Origin of the sequence: Flavobacterium sp. 1 (assembly GCF_002797935.1) — a bacterium.
In the GTDB taxonomy this organism is placed as follows: Bacteria; Bacteroidota; Bacteroidia; order Flavobacteriales; family Flavobacteriaceae; genus Flavobacterium.
In genome coordinates this window covers 2,675,926-2,699,588 of record NZ_PGER01000001.1, presented here as the reverse complement: position 1 = coordinate 2,699,588, position 23,663 = coordinate 2,675,926, and the positions used below count along the sequence as shown (strand labels likewise).

Genomic DNA, 23,663 nt, shown 5'->3' with positions numbered 1-23,663 from the left:
CTGCAACAAATTAAAACCAAAAAAACAGCTCCATTTTGGAGCTGTTTTTGTTTTTTGAATCAGTAAGACTAAAAATGAACTGCTTAGTTAGCAACGATATTTTGGTCTTCAATTGATTTTCTTGATAAAGTTGATACTTCTTTTGTAACAACAATTTCATGAGTTACTTTTTTAGAGTTAGTTATCACTTCTAAAAAGTATGTTCCTTCTGGAAATTCTTCTAAGCTGTATGTTTTCAAAATACCGTTTTTTCCAGTAACTGTTTCAGAATAGATAATGTTATGAAATCTGTCTGTAATAGTCACATTCGCTCTTTGAAGCTGATTTATAGCAAAGCTGATTTCTTTTCCGTTGCCTTTTTTTACGTTTAGTAAAATATCACCGTTGATTGCATAAGTACTCATTGTTGTCATTGCAACTAGTACTGCTAAACTAAGTTTTAAGATTGTTTTCATAGTTGTATTGTTTTTAAAATTTATTGGTTTAAATTTCTATTACAAATGTAGCAGGATAATCGATTGCACAACACAACAGGATTTTCTGATTTGTATGTTATTTTAACTTTACGAAAACGTTGTATGTTAATTTTAGACAATATAGAACTGTTTTTTGGTAAATTTGAGTACTTTTTAAAAATTGCAGCTCATGAAAAAAATAAGCCCGGCATTAGAAATTATTACCCCTACTTTTGGCAGTTCGTTTACTTTCGCAAAATATGTTGAGAATGAGAATTGCAAAGCGGATCTCTGGCACTATCATCCCGAAATGGAACTTGTTTTTGTAAACGGAGGTTCCGGAAAGAGACAGATAGGAAGTCATATTTCATATTATTCAGATGGTGATTTGGTACTAATAGGCAGTAATTTGCCCCATTGTGGATTTACAAACGAACAAACGGGTAATAAAAATGAAATTGTTATCCAATTGCCTGCTGATTTTCTAGGAAGCGATTTTTTGAAAGTTCCGGAACTAAAAAACATTCAACAGCTTTTTAAGAGAGCAAAGGCAGGAATTGCATTTGGTAAAGAAACCATAAAAAGGATTGCACCTATTATTGATGAGATGGGAAATCGGTCTTATTTTGATCGATTATTAAGAATGATTCGGATTTTGAATGACCTAGGGCTAAGTGATGAATATACTATTTTGAATGCCGAAGGGTTTGCATTGGAAATGCAGGTTCAGGACAATGACCGAATTAATATTGTTTTCAACTATGTGAAAGATCATTTTCAGGAGCCCATTCAGCTCGATACGGTTTCCAATATGGTAAGCATGACAACTCCATCATTCTGCAGGTATTTCAAAAAGATTACCAATAAAACATTTACCAATTTTGTAAATGACTATCGTTTGGTTCATGCATCAAAACTCCTATCTGAAAACACCAAGAGCATTACAGAAATCAGTTATGAAAGCGGATTTAATAATTTTAGCCACTTTAATAAATCCTTCAAAGCTTTTACTGGGAAAAGTGCTTCTCAATACAGGCAGGAATTAAAGTCTTTTATGGAGTGATTTTATTTTTTGCCCAAAGGGAGCAAGTTTCATATTTATTATCATGTTGTTAAGTATTCTGTTTTTATTTTTGGAAATTGTATATTTACAATTCACCAGTATAAAATTATAATATGAAAAAGTTACTTATAGTGTGTATTGCGTTTTTATTTGGCAATACCATTTTATCTTTTGCATCAACAGTCGATACTTTGCAGATTCCTAGTGTGGTAATGAATAAAACCTATAAGGCTGCAGTAGTATTGCCAAATTCGTATGCCAAAGGAAAAGCTGTTTATCCTGTACTGTATCTTTTGCATGGAGCTTACGGACATTTCTCGGATTGGTTATCCAGCACACCCAATAAGACTACAGTCAAAAATTTAGCCGACCAGTATAATATTATAATTGTAATGCCGGAAGGGGAAACATTCAGTTTTTATCTTGACAGTCCTGTGAATAAAGAGAGTCAGTTCGAAACCTATATCACCCAGGAAGTAATCCAAAAGATTGACAAGACCTATCGAACTGTTAATGACAAAAAAGGACGTGTCATAGCAGGACTTTCTATGGGAGGTCATGGCGCTTTGTCGCTTTCGGCAAAACATCCCGAATTATTTTGCGCTGCAGGAAGCATGAGCGGCGCTGTGGACATGGGAATAATGTTAGGTCGGGAACCAAATGACCAGGTTATAAAATTAATGCAGCCTGTTTTTGGCGATCAAAGCACGAATCAAGATTTATATACACAAAATGCAGTGCTTGGTATGGTTGATAAAATTAAAGCCAATAAACTGGCGCTGACTATCGATTGTGGTGTTGATGATTTTCTTATAGAGCCTAATAGAGAACTGCATAGGAGGTTAGTGTACAGTAAAGTTCCTCATGATTACACGGAGCGTCCGGGAGCTCATACTTGGGAATATTGGGAAAATGCATTGCCGTATCAGGTATTGTTTTTTAGTAAAGTTTTTAAAAGTAATGGTGTGTTGATTAATTAAATATGTCCCCAACCTAACTTTATTGATCGATGCATAATTTCTAAGCTTTTTTTGAGTTATTGTTAATGCATGTATAATTGATTTTTTTGAATGAAATTTCAACAAATAGTTTTTTTTGGCTTGATTTTTGAAATACCTTTAACGAACTTTAAATATAAATAAGATGAAAAAAATAATTACACTTTTGGCGATTATAGGAATGTTTGGATTTCAGGGATGTACTGGACCAGAAGGACCTCCGGGACAAGATGGATATAATGGTGTTGGAACTGTCTATCAAAATACATCCAATAATTATTATAATTTTATAGGTCCTAATTATAGTGTTACTTTTAATTTTCCTCAACAATTAATAGATTCTGATGTTGTTTTGGTCTATCGTTTAAATGCTGTTGTAAATGGTGTGCCACTTTGGGAATTTTTACCAGAGACACATTATTTTGATGATGATGCAGGGATTAGAGATTTTACTTTTAACTATAATTTTACAAGAAATTACGTTAAGATCTTTCTTGAGGGTTATAATGTAAGTAATCCTGTTCCTGATGAATATCGATTGAATCAAATTTTTAGAATTGTTGTGTTACCAGCTGATTTTGCTTCTTCTGTTAATAAAACTAATTATTTAGATGTTGTGAATAAGTTGAATATTAAGGAAAGTCAAATACAAGAAATTAAATTATAATTTTGAAGGCATGAAAAAAAAGGAAATCGAGAGATTTCCTTTTTTTATACCTAATTTAATATTAATTTTTTATAAATGTTTTCTGAGCAATATTGATGCCATTATATTCAATTTTGATAATGTAAGTTCCTGTTATTAAATTTGAAACATTAATGCTTATTAAATTTGGATTTATAATGGAGAAATTATTTGAATTTACCACCATGCCCATAATATTAATAATACTTATTTTAGCTTGTGAAATATCTAAGGTGTTATCCTCAATATTGAGGATTGAAGTTGTTGGATTTGGATAGATTTTTGTGCTTTCTGGATTTGAGCTTCCAGTTAGAGAGACTTCATTACTGTAACTAGATAGTGATCCATTAATCCATTTATTATCGAAAACTGTATAGTTGATTTTAGTAATTCTTCTATAATTATAATTTGATTCAAGAGAGAAGCTAGCCTGACCTCTTCGTCCCCCACTATTCTCAACTACTTTTATAGAATTTGGTAAGTAATCTTTTGATACGGCTCCAGAAATATCTAACCAAGATGCTGTGCTTCGACCAATTGACTGACTTTGCCATTGATAGGAAATAGATGTTATTTGGAGATTTGTTCCTGTAATATTAGAATCTTGAATGATTGGAGTAGAGCCAATAATTGTTTGTGGACTGTCAAATTCAGTAAGGGATGTTATTTTTAAGGTTTGGTCACAGCAAATAGTATTGTTATTACGTAATCCTCTTATCAAAACTTTTATTGGTTCACTTGCATTAGTTATATTTTTATAGATTGCAATTCTTCTTATTAAATAATAAGTGTCTTCTGAATTTGATTTTTCAGAAGGATTTTCAAAATTTAATTCTGAAGAATTTTCATTAATTAGAGTATTCCACGTTCTAAAACCAGAGAGATTTGTATTTGTTTTAGTATATTCCCATTTGTAGCTCTCTACGTTTGCACCAGGGTCTCTAGGTTGGGGAGTATAAAAAGGGTTTTCTAAAATTTTTAAGTTTACCGTTGTTGATCTACTCCCATAAATATTCAATTTTTTCACATTTGATAATTCAATAAAGCCATTAGAATTTACTGGTTCATTGGTGTAAATTGTGTTATTTAGTATTGGTGTCGGTACAACAGTAATTGTTACAGTATTGCTTTTATTGGGTAAGTTAGTACTAGAGTTGTATCCTAAGCTTCTTGTAATTGTGATGTTTTTAAGTTCAGTTGTATAATCGAAATTTAAGGTTTTATTAATATGATCTATATCAAATTGTAGGCTACTGTTGATGCTGAATGAGCTGTTTATACCATAACCATAATTTTCATATGGATTTGCATATTGTGAACCAACTATTGGAGCTGGTTTGTCACCAAGTCTTACTGTTTGGTTACAGCATAAAGTATTTGCTATGTTTGCTGGGTTTGGCGCATCGGCAGGTATTCCACCTCCTCCAGTACTGCTTGATTGTCTTATAACAGAAATGGGGTCGCTTTTATATATTGTACCAGAATAAGTTTTATACTCTGCATAAATAATACCACCACTAGGATCGAAATTTGAAAATTCTAATGAAATGTTAAAACTTCTTTCTGCTGTTGTGCTTCCTAAAAAAAGTAGCCCTCCACCGTTGCCTCCCGTGGGTGTAATAGCAGGAGATGAGGCGCTTTTTTGATAATAAATATCAATAGAGCCAGGATTGCTATCACTTGGTGCAGTTTTTAATGCTACTTTAACGGATAATGTAACGGTTGAGCTATTAACAGAGCCCAAATTGATTGGTCCGGTACTTACATTTGCCCCATTTACCGTTGTCGGCGTTAGTGTAACTTTTTGTCCTACTGCTAATAAATTGGTAAGTAATAAAAGAATTAAATAAAGATAATTTTTTTTCATAATGTTTGCTTTTTTTTGATGAATTAATCAATAGTGTAAAAATAATAAAAATATTACAATATTTTTGTTTTGTACTAAAAATTATCTAATTTAACATAAGATTTTTATGTTAAATTCAAAGCCTATTATAATAAAAAAGGGAAATCATTTCGATTTCCCTTTTTTATTATGACTGTCCGAAAAGAGTAGCATGTATATTTTTTTGCCACTGATTACACTGATTCTCACAGATTTCATTACACTTTTTGAAAAAATCTGTGTAAATCTTTTTAATCTGTGGCTAATTTTATCTGTTTGGTATTAGTTACGGACAGTCATATTTTTTATTATATCAATTGACTAATTTATTCTTTCTCTTTTTTGCTGATTTGTAAGGAAACAATAACTCCAATAATAAGTGATAAAGCAATAAACCCAAGTGAAGCCCATTCTGGAACTTCTATAAAATCTTTAAGCAGCATTTTTAGTCCGACAAAAGTTAAAATAGCAATCAGGCTATATTCTAAATAGCTGAATTTTTCCAGCATGTGTGCTAAAAAGAAATACATTGAACGCAGTCCCAGGATTGCAAAAATATTGGAACTAAATACTAAAAATGGATCTGAGGTAATGGCTAAAATTGCTGGAACACTGTCCATAGCAAAAACAACATCCATTACTTCGATGACTATTAGTGCTACAAACAAAGGCGTGGCAAATATTTTGCTGTCTATTTTTAGAAAGAAATTTTCTTTTTCCGTGTGATTGGTAATTGGAATTATTTTTCCTAATAACTTGTAAATTAAGGAGTTTTTAGGTTTGAATTCTTCATCTTCTTTGGTAAATAACATTTTTACAGCAGTGAAAATCAGGAATGCTCCAAATAAATAGGTTGTCCAAGTGAATTTATTGATGATTATTACACCAAAATAAATCATTAAACCTCTAAAAACAATTGCACCCAATATCCCCCAAAATAGTACTCGATGCTGGTATTTTTTTGGTATTTTGAAAGAGGAAAAAATGATGGCAATGATAAATATATTATCCACGCTTAATGATAATTCAATTAAATACCCTGTAAGGTATTTTATTGAAGCAGTCATTGGTTTTAATCCGTCCGGGTTTTCGATGTAACTATTGCTGTACAGCCAATAAATCACTCCCGAAAAAAGGAAAGATATTGTTACAAATGCGGCAGTCCATTTACTGGCTTCTTTAGCACCTATAACGTGTGGTTTTTTGTTGAATATGCCTAAATCCAGCGCAAGAAATAGTACAATAGCGGATAAAAATACAATCCAGACAATCATAAGGTGATAGTTTATATTTAGGCAAAGATACTTTTTTGGATTGTACAAGCTAAATATTAGTAGGAATAAAAGTGATATAAAAAAAGTGCCTTCGGTTAGAAAGGCACTTTTTGGTTTATTTTGGTTTTGACTACAAAGCTGATTTAACAGTTTTGATAATTCTTGCAGCAATTTTGTATGGATCACCATTAGAAGCTGGTCTTCTGTCTTCTAAATATCCTTTCCAACCATGTTGAACGGTATATAATGGAATTCTAATTGAAGCTCCTCTGTCGGATACTCCATAAGAGAAATCATGGATAGAAGCAGTTTCGTGTTTTCCTGTCAAACGTTGTTCGTTATAAGCTCCGTAAACCGCGATATGTTCTTCAACTACTGGACGGAAAGCTTCACATATTTTGTCATAAATTGCTTTGTCTCCACAAGTTCTTAAAACTTCGTTAGAGAAGTTAGCATGCATTCCAGAACCATTCCAGTCAGTATCTCCTAGTGGTTTAGGGTGGTATTCAATATAGTAACCGTATTTTTCAGTCAAACGATCTAATAAGTATCTAGCAACCCAGATTTCGTCACCCGCTTTTTTAGCTCCTTTTGCAAACAATTGGAATTCCCATTGTCCACAAGCAACTTCTTGATTGATTCCTTCAAAATTAAGTCCAGCAGCAATACATAAATCGGCATGCTCTTCAACTAATTTTCTTCCGTGTGTGTTTTTTCCACCTACAGAACAGTAGTACATTCCTTGTGGAGCAGGGTAACCACCAATAGGGAATCCTAAAGGCAATAAAGTTTTAGTATCCATGATGAAATATTCTTGTTCGAAACCAAACCAGAAATCACCATCATCATCAATAGTTGCTCTACCATTTGATGGGTGAGCTGTACCATCAGCAAACATAACTTCAGTCATTACTAGGTAACCGTTGATACGAGTTGGATCTGGGTAGATAGCAACAGGTACTAATAAACAGTCAGATGAACCGCCTTCAGCTTGTCTAGTTGATGAACCGTCAAATGACCAGTTTCCGATTTCTGCTAAAGTTCCTTGGAAGTTTTCGTGTTCTTCAACTTTAGTTTTACTTCTTAAATTTTGTGTTGGCTCGTATCCGTCTAACCAAAGGTATTCTAATTTAATTTTAGCCATAATAATATAATTTATTTTTTTTTGTTTTTTCTGATGCAAATATAAAATAAATTGCTCATGTCATAAAATTGGGGGGTGGTTTTTATATAGGTGTTTTTAATTTTTGATATTACTGCATTTTAGGAGGGGTATAATTGGAAAATTGTAATTTTAGAGGGGTATAATGATTAAATTCGTAATGTCTGTTTTTTTGACATTAAATTTTAATTAAGAATTTTATTACTCTAATTTGAAATTTAAGCTGTTGTAACAATTTTTTTGTATTATATCTGATCAAATTTAGGTTTCAATTTATTAGCTAATGCTGTAATTATTTGTTGAGCAGAATAATTTATATTTGTATATGTTTTTAATTCAAATGGATATTAATTTTTAAGATATAGGATATGTCATCAATTCGTTTTCAGGCTTTAAGAGAAGCTTCAAATAGAAAGTTAATAGATTTTCAGGAATCTGGAAGAAAATCGGAACTTTTTGGGTCAAATGTATTTAATGATAAAGCAATGAAGCAATATTTGACTTCGGATGCTTTTAAAGCAGTGCAAGGTGCGGTTCAATATGGAACTAAAATAGATAGAAAGCTGGCTGATTATATTGCTATGGGGATGAAGGAATGGGCTTTGGCCAAAGGAGTTACACATTATACTCACTGGTTTCAGCCTCTTACAGGAACTACCGCAGAGAAGCATGATGCTTTTTTTGAAACTTCGTATGACGGAAGCGATCCATTAGAAAAATTTGGCGGTGCCCAATTGGTACAGCAAGAGCCAGATGCATCCAGTTTTCCAAATGGCGGTATCCGAAATACATTTGAGGCACGAGGATATACTGCCTGGGATCCTACATCGCCTGCTTTTATATTTGGTACCACTTTATGTATTCCAACTATTTTTATTTCGTATACAGGCGAAGCTTTAGATAATAAAATCCCATTATTAAGAGCTTTATCGGCTATGGATGAAGCGGCTACTGAGATTTGTAAATATTTTGACAAAAATGTAAAGAAAGTAACAGCAACATTAGGCTGGGAACAAGAATATTTTTTGATTGACAAATCATTGGCTAATTCCCGTCCCGATCTTATCATGACTGGAAGGACTTTATTAGGACATACTTCTGCCAAAGGACAGCAGTTGGATGATCACTATTTTGGTTCTATTCCTACTCGTGCTTTAACGTATATGAGGGATTTGGAACAGGAATGCATGCTGCTTGGAATACCTGTAAAAACACGTCATAACGAAGTGGCTCCCAACCAATTTGAATTTGCTCCTATTTTTGAAGAAGCAAATCTGGCGGTAGATCACAACTGTTTATTGATGGATGTTATGCAAAAAGTAGCAGAACGCCATGATTTGAAAGTATTGCTTCATGAAAAACCATTTAAAGGTGTCAATGGATCAGGAAAACATAATAACTGGTCATTGTCTACTGATACTGGAGTAAACTTGTTGAGTCCAAGTAAAACCCCTATGACTAATCTGCAGTTTTTGACATTCTTTATCAATACAATCAAAGCAGTAAATGATTATGAAGCTTTATTGAGAGCGTCTATCGCTACTGCCAGCAATGATCATAGATTAGGTGCCAATGAAGCGCCTCCGGCAATTATCTCAGTCTTTATTGGAGAACAGCTGACCAAAGTTTTAGCTGAATTAGAAGGCGTGTCTACGGGGAAATTATCTCCAGAAGAAAAAACAGATTTAAAGCTGAATGTTGTGGGCAAAATCCCAGATGTTCTTTTGGATAATACGGATAGAAACAGAACTTCTCCATTTGCTTTTACAGGTAATAAATTTGAATTTAGAGCTGTAGGTTCGTCTGCAAACTGTTCCAATGCAATGACAACATTAAATACTATTGTTGCTAAACAGCTTAAAGATTTTAAAATAGCAGTAGATGTTTTGATAGAATCTAAAGACATGAAGAAAGATGATGCTATTTTTAATGTATTGAGAGAATATATCAAACAGTCTAAAAAAATACTTTTTGAAGGAGATGGTTATAGTGAAGCTTGGCAAAAAGAGGCAGCAAAAAGAGGATTGAGCAATTTTAAAACTACTCCCGATGCTTTGAAAGCAAGAGCTTCTAAACAAGCTGTTGATTTATTTGGAGAAATGGGGATTATGAATCAAGTTGAACTGCATGCCCGTTATGAAATTGAATTGGAAGAATACACCAAAAAAATACAGATTGAAGGCAGGGTATTAGGAGATATTTCTAAAAATCACGTAATTCCTACTGCCATTAGATATCAAAATACTCTGATAGAAAATGTGAAAGGCTTGAAAGATATTTTTGGTTCTGAATTTGAGTCAATCGCAAAGGAACAAATTATTTTGATCAAAGAGATTTCTGGACATATCGAAGGAATTAATTCTAAAGTAGAAGAGATGACCGAAGAAAGAAAGAAAGCAAACACTTTGACAGATGCACAAGCAATGGCTGAAATGTATTGCAACAATGTAAAGCCTTATTTTGAAATTATTAGAAATCACTGTGATAAACTGGAGTTATTAGTTGATAATGAATTATGGACTTTGACTAAATACCGAGAATTACTTTTAACTAAGTAGTTTTTGTTGTTTATAAAATTAAAAGGCTTTTTTAGGAAAGCCTTTTTTGTTTTTTGTTGTGTTTGAAATATTTTTTTAAATGATGCTTTTTTATTTGAAAGTAAAAAAAATATTTAAGGCACAAAAAAGCACCCGTTTTTGGCGGATGCTTTTTAGAATAAAATTGGTTAAATTATCTGGAAGAAATTACTTTTTGAGTACTGCTTCCTCTGTTGGTAGTTACTTTGACTATATAAACTTCCTCTTGACCTGTATACGGAATGTTTAGTAGAACTGATGTGCTCAAGTAACCATTAGTGTCGTAGTTTTGTGCTACCACAACGCCTGATATGTTGAATACCTCAATTTTTACATCGGTAACAAAATCAAAATTATAGCTTACTGTGATCTGGTCTCTGAAAGGAACCGGAGATGCTGTAAAAGTAGTAGTGTCACTTACTCTGGCAGTTTGTGTTGTGCTAGAACTGATAAAGGTATCAATTGGAGCCGCACAAACTAGCGGTTCAATACCGTAACCTACAAATATTCTACATCCATCAAAAGCATTGTTGATTAAATCAACAGCACTTGCAATTTGACTCAATGTCAAGCCATTTGTGCTTCCGCCACCCAAAGCTTGATTTGCCAAAGCAAACAATCCTTGCACTGTTTTAGGTGAAATTGCATTTATGACATTTGTTGGAATTGAATAATATTTATACTCGTTGATTACTGGTGTGAATCCTCCAGGTGAGCATGATCTGGCTTTAGGAATGTCAGAACCACATCCTCCTTGGGCTTCAGCAACGGCAAAAGTTCCTGTTTTCAATTCTAAATCACCAAGTGGACTGTTGATGCCTATGTTAAGACCTAAAGCAATGGTTTGTGCCAATAATGAATTATTGATTCTTCCATTTTTCAAGTAACTAGGAGGTAATGAATTTATTTCATAATTGAATGGTGCCAATACTTTACTGCCACCTCCTCCAGGCATTACGGATATAAGAGCATTTATATCTGTAGAATTATTCATAATGTAAACAGAATGTCCAGGCAAACCAATAGTCATCGTACCGCCATAAGAAGCTAAGGCTTTTGTAATTAGTCCTATTGTTGTGTATTGTTGTCCTCCTGCACATGACATACCTCCAAGGTTACCGTAATATCCTTGAGTATAGGTACATAGGGCTTTAGAACAAACAGTTGGAGTTACTGTTAAACAATTACTGTTAGCAGAACAGGCAACACCGTTGAGCGTTGAAGTAGCCACTCTTCGGTAATAAGTAGGTACGGATACTGCTGGCGCATCATAAGTTGCAGATGTCGCATCTTGGATATTTGCCCAAGTTCCATCACAGCCATTAGTACTCCATTGCCATTGATAAGAGATTACTCCAGCTCCTGTAGAGCTTCCCGGTGTAGTGCTGGTAAAGGCTGCAGCATCAAATGGTGCACAACCAGTTTGTTCTCCAGCAATTGCTCCTGGACTTATAGCATTTGGAGTCACTGTCAAACAGTTGCTGTTTGCAGAACAGGCAACGCCATTGAGAGTTGAAGTTGCTACTCTTCGGAAATTGGTAATCACAGCTACTGCACCTGCATCATAAGTTTCAGATGTCGCGCCTTGGATATTTGCCCAAGTGCCGTCACAGCCAGTTGTGCTCCATTGCCATTGATAAGAGATTACTCCTCCATTTGCAGTGCTTCCTGGTGTGGTATTGGTAAATGCTGCAGGATCAAAAGGAGTACAGAGAGTTTGGTCACCAGCGATTGCTCCCGGAGCAATATCGTTTGGAGTTACTACCAAAACATTACTGTTTCCTGCACAATTCACATCAGAAGAAGCGACTCTTCGGAACCAAGTTTTAACGGCTACCGCAGGCGCATCATAAGTTTCTGATGTTGCACCATTAATGTTCGCAAAACCTGTTGCCCCGCTTACAATGCTGCTTTGCCATTGGTATGTAATTGTACCATGGTCAGAACCAGGTGTAACACTGGTAAATGCTGCAGGATTGAAAGGAGAACAAAGAGTTTGGCTTCCGGCAATTTCACCCGGAACTATTCCAGTTGGAGTCACTGTCAAACAATTGCTGTTTGCAGAACAGGCAACACCGTTGAGTGTTGAAGTAGCGACTCTGCGGAAATTAGTTATGGCAGTTACCGATGGCGCATCATAAGTTGCAGATGTAGCTCCTTGGATATTTGCCCAAGTGCCGTCACAGCCTGTTGTACTAATTTGCCATTGGTAAGAGATTACTCCTGCTCCTGTAGAGCTTCCCGGTGTAGTGCTGGTAAATGCCGCCGCATCAAATGGTGAACATCCGATTTGGTCTCCAGCAATTGCTCCCGGACTTATAGCATTTGGAGTCACTGTCAAACAATTGCTGTTTGCAGAACAGGCAACGCCATTGAGCGTTGAAGTTGCTACTCTTCGGAAATTGGTAATCACGGATACTGCACCCGCATCATAAGTTGCAGATGTCGCGCCTTGGATATTTGCCCAAGTGCCGTCACAACCTGTTGTGCTCATTTGCCATTGGTAAGAGATTACTCCTCCGTTTACAGTGCTTCCCGGTGTAGTATTGGTAAATGCTGCAGGATCAAAAGGAGTACAGAGAGTTTGGTCACCAGCGATTGCTCCCGGAGCAATGTCATTTGGAGTTACTACCAAAACATTACTGTTTCCTGCACAATTCACATCAGAAGAAGCAACTCTTCGGAACCAAGTTTTAACTGCTACTGCAGGCGCATCATAAGTTTCTGATGTTGCACCATTAATGTTTGCAAAACCTGTAGCTCCGCTTACAATGCTGCTTTGCCATTGGTAGGTAATTGTACCATGGTCAGAACCAGGTGTAACACTGGTAAATGCCGCAGGATCAAAAGGAGAACAAAGAGTTTGGCTTCCTGCAATTTCACCCGGAACTATTCCGGTTGGAGTCACTGTCAAACAATTGCTGTTTGCAGAACAGGCAACACCGTTGAGCGTTGAAGTAGCGACTCTTCGGAAATTAGTTGTAACAGATACCGATGGCGCATCATAAGTGGCAGATGTTGCTCCTTGGATATTTGCCCAAGTGCCGTCACAGCCATTGGTACTCCATTGCCATTGGTAAGAGATTACTCCTGCTCCTGTAGAGCTTCCTGGTGTAGTGCTGGTAAATGCTGCCGCATCAAATGGGGAACATCCGATTTGGTCTCCAGCGATTGCTCCTGGACTTATAGCATTTGGAGTTACTGTCAAACAGTTGCTGTTTGCAGAACAGGCAACGCCATTGAGCGTTGAAGTTGCTACTCTTCGGAAATTGGTAATCATAGCTACTGCACCCGCATCATAAGTTGCAGATGTTGCACCTTGGATATTTGCCCAAGTACCGTCACATCCAGTTGTGCTCCATTGCCATTGATAAGAGATTACGCCTCCGTTTGCAGTGCTTCCCGGTGTAGTATTGGTAAATGCTGCAGGGTCAAAAGGAGTACAGAGAGTTTGGTCACCAGCGATTGCTCCCGGAGCAATATCGTTTGGCGTTACTGCCAAAACATTACTGTTTCCAGAACAGCCCACATCAGAAGAAGCGACTCTTCGGAACCAAGTTTTAACGGCCACGGCAGGTGCATCATAAGTTGGTGATGTCGCACCAAGTATGTTAGTGAAAGTTGTTCCATTAGTACTGCTTTGCCATTGGTAAGTAATTGTACCATGGTCAGAACCAGGTGTAACACTGGTAAATGCTGCAGGATCAAAAGGAGAACAAAGAGTTTGGCTTCCGGCAATTTCACCCGGAACTATTCCGGTTGGAGTCACTGTCAAACAATTACTGTTTGCAGAACAGGCAACACCGTTGAGCGTTGAAGTAGCGACTCTTCGGAAATTAGTTATGGCAGTTACCGATGGCGCATCATAAGTTGCAGATGTCGCTCCTTGGATATTTGCCCAAGTGCCGTCACAGCCTGTTGTGCTAATTTGCCATTGGTAAGAGATTACTCCAGCTCCTGTAGAGCTTCCCGGTGTAGTGCTGGTAAATGCAGCCGCATCAAATGGTGAACATCCGATTTGGTCTCCAGCAATTGCTCCAGGAGTTATAGGGTTTGGAGTTACTATCAAACAGTTGCTGTTTGCAGAACAAGTAACGCCATTGAGTGTTGCAGTTGCTACTCTTCGGAAATTAGTTATCACAGCTACTGCACCCGCATCATAAGTTGCAGATGTGGCTCCTTGGATGTTTGCCCAAGTGCCATCACAGCCTGTTGTGCTAATTTGCCATTGATAAGTAATCTCGCCTCCTGCGCTACCGCTTCCCGGTGTAGTATTGGTAAATGCTGCAGGGTCAAATGGAGTACAGAGTGTTTGATTTCCAGCTATTACGCCTGGATTTACAGTATTTACAGTTGCTGTAACTTGAGTTCTCGGGCCTTCGCAACCTGAAGCACTGGTACAGCTTACCCAATAACTGGTAGTTGCAGAAATGGTTGGGCTATAGGTGAGTCCCTCATTTACTTTTGTGCCAGCTGTAGCTGCATCATACCATTTTAGTGTTCCTCCAGGACAGCCACTGGCTGAAAGATTTACTTGCACTGGGCCTGGACCGCAAACTGTTGCGCCAGTTGTAGTTGGTGGGCTTGGTCTGAAATCCAAATTCAATTGAATAGGTGCTCCAGGGAAATCTTTTAATTCAGATTGAGATGAGCTTCCAGAGGATCTGGTTCGAATAAACAGCGTGCTGATTGAAGTACACGGATTATTTAAGTATGTCAATACCTGAGTAAGATTTATGGCTCCTTCAGCCCATTGATTTGGTGCATATACACCAGGATTAACTCCAAAAGCATCAAATGGAACTGTAGTGGTTACATTATTATTGGTACAAAAAATTAATCCAGGAAAAACTGTGTTGGGAATAACAACATATTCGTAAGCTGAACCAACTAGTTTCCATTGTCGAATTACAACATTTGCATCACCACCACCTTGGGTAAACTCAATGGTAATCAATATGTCGCCAGGGGTACGGCCACCAGTTGCATCAGGCGCTGCGGTATGAAATACACCGCTGCCTCCAGTGATTGGAGCTACACCTGTAAAGGGATCAGGAGGGCCATAAGTAGCGCCTGTCATAGTTAAGGGAGCTTGCAGAAATTCAAAATCGATGTAACTGCTACCATTGGTTACCTGACGGTCACCTGCAAACATACACCATAAATCAGTTGCTGATCCCGAAACTCCTCCAGGGGGTGAAGGACTGATAAAGTTACCAGTTGCATTTGTTACACCGCCTTTTATAGCTGGATCACCATAACTAAAATGAGCCCCGCAATTTTGGATTTCATTTTTGTTTGGAGATGATCCAGGACCCCATGTATAGGTGTTAGGATTGTCGTTTATTTTATTGGAAAGCGTGAATATCGTAAGATCATCTGTATAACGATCTTTTATTTGATAGGTCACGGGAATACTCTGAGGAGTAGGAGGGTCTGTAACAGGATTTGGTTTGTATACGACATTACCTGTAACAGGATCAATCAATCCATGATTGATGTTGTGCATATTAGTTGGATTATTGGGATCATAAGCTGGACTGCCAGGATTATATCGATCGTCAAACAAATCACCAACTTTTTCAAAATTAGTTCCTATGGGCTGATGAGCCCAAAAATCTCCATCAATTGCATCTCCTGCAGCAGGTGATACGACTGGGATAATTCCTTTAATGTTTTGTGCATGTACAGCAGTGTAACTGTTCATGAGAATTACTAAAAAAACTATAGGCAGGGAAAGGCTTTGACGCCAATGGATAGGCCATAGTTTTAATGGCTGATTTAAAGGAATTGTGAAGCTAAATTTTGAAATGCCTGTTTTGAGGAAACAGGAAAAAGAAATGCAAAATTTTTGCATGCTTTTTATCGTAAAAAAAATAATTTTTTTCATATCAATACGGTTTTAGACCATAGTATCAATAAGAAAAGACTCAGTAGAAATAGGGTTTGCGGGAAACCAATGAATGTTGTTTCATAGTGAAGATTTTTGGTTAGGAAAATGTAAAAGAAACGGACCTGTCAGGCAGTAACTTTTAATTAGGGAAATAAATACGGCTTCATATATGAAGTGTACAGTCGGGCAGTCAAAAGACATCTTATTGCGGGGAACAATAATTAGATTCTTTTACTAGAAAAATAAGTTTAAAAAAGGGAACTTTTAATTCCAAAAAAAACATAAAAAAAGAAATGCTTAGAATAGATTAAAAAATTGAAAATGTACCTTTAGAGAAAATACAATATTCAGCTCAATGACAAACTTCAAAATAAAATACTGAAGTGTAAAACCAAATTCGCTTATTTTAATTTTAGCCATTACTCAGGACAGCTAAATCACCTTAAAAGTGACTGTGTAAAATTAATTAATTTTAAAAACGATGCCTTATAAATAGTAAAAAGAACGATGTAAGTTAAAGAAAAATCGATAAAATACATCCTAAATACGAATAAGCGTACACGATTATGAGATGCATTTTAAATTAAAAAATTAACATAACTTACTAATTGTCAACTAAATACGTATTAATTTTTTTTATAAAAAGTATAAAAAAATCAATATTTTTAGGTATAATTAATGAAAATAATATTTCTGCTAAAAATAAGCAACGATTTGTCTTAAAAACGACTTTTTAAAAGGGTAAAAATGCAACTGAAATTATCTCAGAAAGCGTTGATTAAAAACAAAATATTTTAAAGGTTTTTATATCATAAAGGATTGATGTTTGGGTTGAAATTTTGGCAAAAGTGATAGTTAAGAGGAAAAAAAAGACTTAACTTTACTAAACTTTTAGATGTGAGATTGTTTTTATTAATTGATCATCAGTAATTTTTATTTCCATTGCCCCTTTTTTATCGTAGTCAATTAATCGGCTTTTGTTATCACTTAAAAATAACACTTACGATGAAAATAATACTTACAGGCGCAACTGGCGTATTGGGGTCTTACATTATGTATGAAATTCTTGAGCTGTTCATAAAAGAGTCAATTGAAGGTAAGCTCATCTTGATTTCCAGAAGCAGGAAAAAAAGAACAGCTTTGGACAGGATAAATGAATTGCTTTCGAGCAGTTATACACCTAAATTTTTAAGAGACATTGGACTTAAAAAGTTAGATGAATACATTGAGATTGTCGATTCCGATTTAGATTTGGTGCAGGAAACTTTTTCAGATAATCTTGAAGGGACTTATTTTATTCATTCGGCTGGATATGTTAATTTATCGACTGATGAGGAACATCGAGAAAAAATATTTGAAGAAAACACCAAGATTACCAAAAGCATTTTGGAAAATTTTCATCATTTCATAAAAAAATTCATTTACATAGGGACAGCTTTTTCTTCAGGTGAGCGTTCAGGAATTGTGGATAATGATTTTCATAATCTTGATTTTGTTCCAAAACACCGCAATGCGTATGAAAATGCCAAGTTTCATTCGGAGAAATTTGTTGCCAAAAGATGTGAAGCTTTAGGATTACCTTATCAAATACTGCGGCCAAGTGTTATTTGCGGAAAAATGCTGGGAGACGAGAATAAATATTTTATTTCCAAATATATGGTTTTCTATCTGTTGGCTAAATTTTTTTATTTTGCGGCTCAAAGAAAAACCGAGCAGGAAAATGTACGTTTTACAATTGGTCAAATGTCAGGTTTAAATATCATTCCAGTCGATTATGTAGCCAAAGTGATAGTATCTGTTTTTAGAAGAGATGATATTCAGCAGCTTAATATTGTCAGCCACAATAGTTTAAATTTAGTGAAGGGATTGAAATTGATTATGAAAGAAGTTGGTTATTCTAATTATACAATAATTCCAGATTCTCCAGAGTTTGAATATCAAAACACTACTGAGAAATTGTATTACGAGAGTATTGGTAAACATCTCAAACCTTATCTTGTGTCTAGTGCCAAACAGTTTAATACTAAGCTGTTGAATTCTATTCTTGAAATTCCATTATTTAATGATGAAATCTTTACCCAATTGATTCGATATGCTAAATTGCACAATTTTAAGGATGTGAATGTTTAATTTAGTTCTTATTTTAATTTTCAGTTGCCGTAAACAGATTAAGTTTTATCGTAAATTTGAGGAAATAAATTCCCCAAACCATGAAATTTTATATCTCACTGCTATTGTATTTTGTAGCTTCTTCTGCCATTGCTCAAGAACAAGTTTCCTTTTTTTTTGACAGCAATAAATTTGTATTGAAAAAGACAGAATTATTGAAGTTAAACCAATGGCTGTTTTCGAACACAGAAGTTAAAGTGGTTGGAGCGTACGGTTTTTGCGATGAAGAAGGAACTGTTGGGTATAATGATACTTTGGCAAAAAAAAGAATCGATTATGTATTCAATATCATTAAAAATAAAGTAAAAATCAGGGAGGATTTTAAAACAAGAAGTTTTGGGAAATTACATTCTTTATCTCCCATTAAAGCTGAAAACAGAAAAGTTACTTTGTATTATATTCAGCCAAAAGATTTTGTAAATGAAGAGAAAATAATAGCAGAGAAGAAAGAAGCTGTCGTAGAGAAGAAAAAACCAAATATTAAATTCTCGGATACTTATGTTTATGAAAATCCGGACGGTTCAACGGTTAATATAAAAGTGGATACCGTTTTTATGAAAAAAGTGAGTGTGGCTAATGTTGGTGAAAAGCTCAAGTTAGAAAATATGAATTTTTTTGTTGATACTTTTGCCATTATGCCCCAATCCAGATCAGTAATGTATGAATTGCTGACGGTGATGAAAAATGTCCCAGATTTAAAAATACAAATACAAGGACATATTTGCTGTGTGCAAAAAGATTTTCGGGACTTGAGTACCCAAAGAGCTAAAGCCATTTATAAATTTTTAGAGTTTAATGGAATTGAAAAAAGCCGAATGACTTTTGTTGGTTTCGCCAGTACAAAACCATTGTATCCTTTGCCTGAAAAAAACGAAGCCGAAAGAGAAGCAAACCGCCGCGTTGAAATTGAAATTATTGCAAATTAGGAGTAATTAAAGAATTAAGATTTGAGAATTAAGAATTAAGATTCAGAATTGAGATTCAGAATTGAGATTTTACAAAATTGACATTGCCATTAATTTTTTCATTGATATTTCCATTGCTATTGATTTTTGCCATTGAAATTTAATTGTATAATTGTCACATTAAAATTATCTTTGCCCACATACACACAACTAGAAAATGAGTTCAGATACTTCAAAAAGATATGCACAGCGTGGTGTTTCGGCATCCAAAGAAGATGTGCATAACGCTATTAAAAATATTGACAAAGGTTTATTTCCACAGGCATTTTGTAAAATTGTTCCTGATTATTTGACACAGGACGAAGATTATTGCCTGATAATGCATGCTGATGGAGCAGGGACAAAATCCTCGTTGGCTTATATGTATTGGAAAGAAACTGGAGATATTTCGGTTTGGAAAGGTATTGCTCAAGATGCTTTAATCATGAACATAGATGATTTATTGTGTGTAGGCGCTACCGATAATATTTTGCTTTCTTCAACCATTGGCAGAAACAAAAATGTTATTCCAGGCGAAGTTTTATCGGCTATTATAAATGGAACCGAAGAACTGATAAAAGAATTGGATTCTTTTGGTGTAACGATTCACTCAACAGGAGGCGAAACTGCCGATGTTGGTGATCTTGTAAGAACCATCATCGTAGATTCTACCGTAACGGCAAGGATGAAGCGTTCCAAAGTAATTGATAATGCCAATATAAAAGCGGGAGATGTTATTGTTGGGTTGGCTTCTTTTGGCCAAGCGACTTACGAAAAAAGCTATAATGGCGGAATGGGAAGCAACGGATTGACATCGGCACGTCATGACGTTTTCGGAAAATATTTGGCAGCTAAGTATCCGGAAAGCTTTGATGCAGCTGTTCCAAGTGAACTTATCTATTCAGGGCAGGTGCAATTGACGGATGCTGTTGAAAATTCACCGATCGATGCCGGACAATTAGTGCTTTCTCCAACAAGAACGTATGCACCAATCATCAAGAAAATTTTAGATAAATATACTTCACAGGAGGTGCACGGAATGGTGCACTGCAGCGGAGGAGCTCAGACAAAAATTTTGCATTTTGTTCAAAATCTGCATATTATAAAAGATAATTTATTTCCAGTGCCACCTTTGTTTCAATTGATTCAAGAGCAGTCAAAAACGGATTGGAAAGAAATGTATCAAGTATTCAACTGCGGACACAGAATGGAAATATATGTGCCGGAAGCTATTGCTCAAGATATTATTGATATTTCAAAATCTTTCAATGTCAATGCACAGATTGTCGGCAGGGTAGAAGCTTCTGATGCTAAGAAATTAACAATCACCAGCGAATACGGTACTTTCGAATATTAAAGGTTGTTGAATCGTTTTTGGTTGAATCGTTTAAAGGTTTAATCATTTATACGATTAAATGATTTAAACAATTAAACTTTTTCAAAATGTACGAACTACTCTTTTGGCAATATCAGGACGGAATCTATCTTAATCATCATTTGGTTTATGAAGCTTTGGCAGAGCAACAAGAAGTAGAAGGTCTTGAAATACTTCCTGTTGATGTTATTTTAAACAGAATCAACAGTGTGTTTTCGAGTTGGGAAAAAATAGATGAAAACAGCTGGAAAAACACCAAAGGGAAAGGTGCTTTTCACGTTAAAACAACTCCGCAAAGCATACAAATTGATTGCTACGGAACCGAAGGTAAAACGATGAATCTTCTCGCTGATACTTTGGAAGAATTCAAATGTCCGCTGTATGATCCTCAAGTTCCAGTGCGTTATGATGAAATGAACGAATAGTTTTTTTAGAAACTAATTCAACTATATGTTTCAAACCCACAATATAAAATAGTATTTTGTATTGTGGGTTTTTTATTTCATCTGAGCGATAGCGAATTGGTGTAGCAATACGGGCTAATGCATCAATGATATTTTGAAAGAAAAGTTTTTGTATTTTTTATCATTTTTATAAATTAGCTTAAAAAAGTAATGACTGCTCCGCAATTTCCCCAAAATACAATTCTCGAAGACGAATTCGTTTTACTGCGCCCTTTAGACTTGACAGATGTTGATAATCTTTTGGATATTTCCCTCAATGAACCCGAAACTTGGTACTATTCCTTAGTTCCCGCGAATGGAAAAGAAAACCTCATCAACTATATTCAGATAGCTATAAAAGCCAGAGAAAATAAAACGGAATTCCCTTTTATCGTATTTGATAAAAAATCAGGTAAATATGCCGGCAGCACTCGTTTTTATGATATCAATTTGGCTTTCAAAACATTGCAGCTGGGTTATACTTGGTATGGAAAAGATTTTAGAGGAACAGGACTTAATAAGCACTGCAAATATCTTTTACTGTGTTTTGCCTTTGAAACGCTTGGAATGGAGCGCGTGGAATTTCGTGCCGATAATAATAACGAACGAAGTATTGCAGCGATGAAAAGCATTGGATGCAAAGTGGAAGGCGTTTTGCGCAGTAACATGCCAACGTATCAAAGCGACGTACGCCGTGACAGTATTATATTGAGTATTCTAAAAGAGGAATGGTTTGGCGGGGTTAAAGAAAATTTGATCAAAAAGCTTTAGAATTTTGAACTGCTGTTTTTTATAGATATTCTTATGCATCTTGTTTTTTTGGGAAACTAATATGGAATGTACTTCCTTTTCCTTCCTCGCTTTCGGCCCAAATTTGGCCTTTGTGTTTTTCAACAAACTCTTTGCATAAAATTAGGCCTAAACCTGTGCTTGGTTCGTTTTCGGTTCCAACTCGGTTGTTTTTTGTGTCTATTTTAAACAAGTCATCAATCAAATCCTGGTGCATTCCAATTCCTGAATCTTTAATTGTGATGGTTATATTCTCAGGATTTTCTAATGCATGTATGTGGATTGTTCCTTTCTTTGGCGTAAACTTTATTGCATTCAAAACAATGTTCCGAATTACAGCCTGGAACATATTTTTATCTGAAAATATTACAAGATTGCTTGGGATTTCAGTATGAATGGTTATTTCTTTTTGCTCGGTAATACTGTGGAATGTGATGATACTGTCTAAAACAGCAGATTTCAATGGATATTCCTTTGGTTCAAATGGGACTGAGTTTTGTTCCATACGAGTCCACTCTAATAAATTTTCTAAAAGATTGAAAAGATTTTTTGCTGAGCTTCTCATATTAGATGCGGCAAATTTTATTTCTTCATTGCTCATGTCATCAATATCCTCGGCCATTAATTCTGTCAGTCCGAGAAAGCCACTGAAAGGACCTCTTAGATCATGTGCTATAATGGAATAAAATTTATCTTTTTGTAAATTGATATTAGAAATTATTGTGTTTTTTCTTTAAGCAGTTCGTTGTTTTTTCTTTTGGAAATGTATAAATACAAAAACAGTACTAATAATATGGCAACAGAAATAGATGTTGTAATTAACAGATAGACTTTTCGGGTATCACTATTTATTTTAAGAGTCTGTATCTCTATTTGTTTGTCTCTTAAATCAATTTCTCTTTGAAATTCAAGATTAGCCAATTTTTTTTCGCTGTCTTTTGAAAATATTGAATCTTTTATTGTTGAATATTTTTCAAAACTGTCTAAAGCCAATTTAATATTACCTCTAATTTTATATCCTTTTGACAGATAAAAATAGGTGTCTTGGATGTCTTTTAAAGAGTTGTATTTTATGAATTTTTCTAAAACATTCTCAAGGAGGTTAACGGATTTTTCAAGATATTTATTTTTATTGCTTGCATACTTTTCATCTTGAGACATTAAGTAATAGGCACGGCCAAGTTCATAATTATTATATGTATTATACAGATTTGAATTGTCGTTATAAGCGTTTATAGACTTATACAGCATTTCGATTCCTTTTTCATAATTTTTTATGTTGATATAGCAAATGCCAATATTGGTAAGATTTATGCCAATGCCTGCGGTTTCGTCATTTTTTTTGTTGATTATAAGGGCTTTGTAAAAATAAATCAGTGCTTTTTTGTATTCTTTTTGTTGCAGATAAACATCTCCTATATTATTTAAAAGAAGAGAAATATTTCTGTCTTTTTTTGTTTGATAGCTTAATTTTAATGCTTTGTTGTAAAAAACAAGACCTTGTTTGTAATTTTTAAGGTCTATATAAATTAATCCGATATTATTATATAAAGCAGTGAGTGTTTTGAGGTCATTCGTTTTTTCGCTGATTTCAAGAGCTTTATAAAGATTCTCTAAAGCATGGGGATAATCAGATTTTATTTCATAAGCGATGCCTAAATTGGTGTAGGCTAAACCAATCTCTTCGGTGTCATTTATTTTTTGAGCATAAGTTAATCCCTGCTTCGCATATTTGATTGCTTTATCAGGACCGATATATTCTGAATAGGAGGAAAGTTTTATTAATACAGCCGTTTTTTGAGATTTGCTTTTTACTTGTTTTAATACTGTTTTTAATGAATCAATAATTTTATTGCTATCATTTTGTGCATGAATTTTACAGATGCAAATAGTTAAAAAAAGAAATAAATAAAAGATACTCTTTCGAAACATTAATAATGAAATTTTTTTAA

The 23,663-nt window shown here is 35.0% G+C and carries 16 protein-coding genes; 9 read left to right on the top strand and 7 right to left on the bottom strand.

From position 1 onward, the window contains the following. Positions 1-83: 83 nt before the first annotated feature. Positions 84-455: a DUF3244 domain-containing protein gene (locus CLU83_RS10825; RefSeq protein ID WP_100431621.1), complete on the bottom strand. Its 372-nt coding sequence runs from the start codon at positions 453-455 to the stop codon at positions 84-86. 190 nt (positions 456-645) lie between these two features. On the opposite strand from CLU83_RS10825, the gene CLU83_RS10820 reads away from it, so the two are divergent. From CLU83_RS10820 to CLU83_RS10810, 3 genes are all read left to right on the top strand, one after another. Further along, positions 646-1,518, top strand: a complete 873-nt coding sequence (locus CLU83_RS10820) for an AraC family transcriptional regulator (protein WP_100431620.1) — start codon at positions 646-648, stop codon at positions 1,516-1,518. Positions 1,519-1,631: 113 nt separating this feature from the next. Continuing rightward, positions 1,632-2,498, top strand: coding sequence for an alpha/beta hydrolase family protein (locus CLU83_RS10815; protein WP_100431619.1), 867 nt, complete (start codon positions 1,632-1,634; stop codon positions 2,496-2,498). 163 nt (positions 2,499-2,661) lie between these two features. Continuing rightward, positions 2,662-3,183, top strand: coding sequence for a hypothetical protein (locus tag CLU83_RS10810; RefSeq protein WP_100431618.1), 522 nt, complete (start codon positions 2,662-2,664; stop codon positions 3,181-3,183). Positions 3,184-3,244: 61 nt separating this feature from the next. Here the strand turns inward: CLU83_RS10810 and CLU83_RS10805 are convergent, their stop codons facing one another. From CLU83_RS10805 to CLU83_RS10795, 3 genes are all read right to left on the bottom strand, one after another. After that, the gene (locus CLU83_RS10805; RefSeq protein ID WP_100431617.1) at positions 3,245-5,068 is read right to left on the bottom strand and encodes a T9SS type A sorting domain-containing protein; all 1,824 of its coding nucleotides are present in this window, start codon (positions 5,066-5,068) and stop codon (positions 3,245-3,247) included. 344 nt (positions 5,069-5,412) lie between these two features. Next, the gene (locus CLU83_RS10800) at positions 5,413-6,360 is read right to left on the bottom strand and encodes a TerC/Alx family metal homeostasis membrane protein (protein WP_100431616.1); all 948 of its coding nucleotides are present in this window, start codon (positions 6,358-6,360) and stop codon (positions 5,413-5,415) included. 130 nt (positions 6,361-6,490) lie between these two features. Then, positions 6,491-7,504 carry a glutamine synthetase beta-grasp domain-containing protein gene (locus CLU83_RS10795; RefSeq protein WP_100431615.1) on the bottom strand — a complete coding sequence of 338 codons (1,014 nt, stop codon included), beginning with the start codon at positions 7,502-7,504 and terminating at the stop codon, positions 6,491-6,493. 386 nt (positions 7,505-7,890) lie between these two features. Here CLU83_RS10795 and CLU83_RS10790 point away from each other — a divergent pair, with 386 nt between their 5' ends. Next, entirely contained in the window at positions 7,891-10,080 is a 2,190-nt protein-coding gene (locus CLU83_RS10790) for a glutamine synthetase III (protein WP_100431614.1), read from the top strand. Between the two features lie 172 nt (positions 10,081-10,252). On the opposite strand, the gene CLU83_RS10785 is transcribed toward CLU83_RS10790, so the two are convergent. Next, positions 10,253-15,805 (bottom strand): T9SS type A sorting domain-containing protein, encoded by a 5,553-nt coding sequence (locus CLU83_RS10785; protein ID WP_157802072.1) that lies wholly within the window; start codon positions 15,803-15,805, stop codon positions 10,253-10,255. Between the two features lie 1,191 nt (positions 15,806-16,996). Between CLU83_RS10785 and CLU83_RS10780 the strand changes: the two genes are divergently transcribed. The 5 genes from CLU83_RS10780 (at position 16,997) to CLU83_RS10760 (ending at position 21,693) form a co-directional block, all read left to right on the top strand. Beyond that, positions 16,997-18,121 carry an SDR family oxidoreductase gene (locus tag CLU83_RS10780; RefSeq protein WP_100431612.1) on the top strand — a complete coding sequence of 375 codons (1,125 nt, stop codon included), beginning with the start codon at positions 16,997-16,999 and terminating at the stop codon, positions 18,119-18,121. 80 nt (positions 18,122-18,201) lie between these two features. Continuing rightward, the gene (locus CLU83_RS10775) at positions 18,202-19,086 is read left to right on the top strand and encodes an OmpA family protein (protein ID WP_100431611.1); all 885 of its coding nucleotides are present in this window, start codon (positions 18,202-18,204) and stop codon (positions 19,084-19,086) included. A 196-nt stretch (positions 19,087-19,282) separates the two neighbouring features. Next, positions 19,283-20,461 carry an AIR synthase related protein gene (locus tag CLU83_RS10770; RefSeq protein ID WP_100431610.1) on the top strand — a complete coding sequence of 393 codons (1,179 nt, stop codon included), beginning with the start codon at positions 19,283-19,285 and terminating at the stop codon, positions 20,459-20,461. 86 nt (positions 20,462-20,547) lie between these two features. Continuing rightward, positions 20,548-20,904 (top strand): hypothetical protein, encoded by a 357-nt coding sequence (locus CLU83_RS10765; RefSeq protein ID WP_100431609.1) that lies wholly within the window; start codon positions 20,548-20,550, stop codon positions 20,902-20,904. Between the two features lie 189 nt (positions 20,905-21,093). Beyond that, positions 21,094-21,693, top strand: coding sequence for a GNAT family N-acetyltransferase (locus CLU83_RS10760; protein ID WP_100431608.1), 600 nt, complete (start codon positions 21,094-21,096; stop codon positions 21,691-21,693). A 31-nt stretch (positions 21,694-21,724) separates the two neighbouring features. Here the strand turns inward: CLU83_RS10760 and CLU83_RS10755 are convergent, their stop codons facing one another. Next, complete coding sequence (locus tag CLU83_RS10755; RefSeq protein WP_255411040.1) at positions 21,725-22,420, bottom strand: sensor histidine kinase KdpD; 696 nt, start codon at positions 22,418-22,420, stop codon at positions 21,725-21,727. A gap of 8 nt (positions 22,421-22,428) precedes the next feature. Next, positions 22,429-23,643: a tetratricopeptide repeat protein gene (locus tag CLU83_RS10750; protein WP_157802070.1), complete on the bottom strand. Its 1,215-nt coding sequence runs from the start codon at positions 23,641-23,643 to the stop codon at positions 22,429-22,431. Between the last annotated feature and the right edge of the window lie 20 nt (positions 23,644-23,663).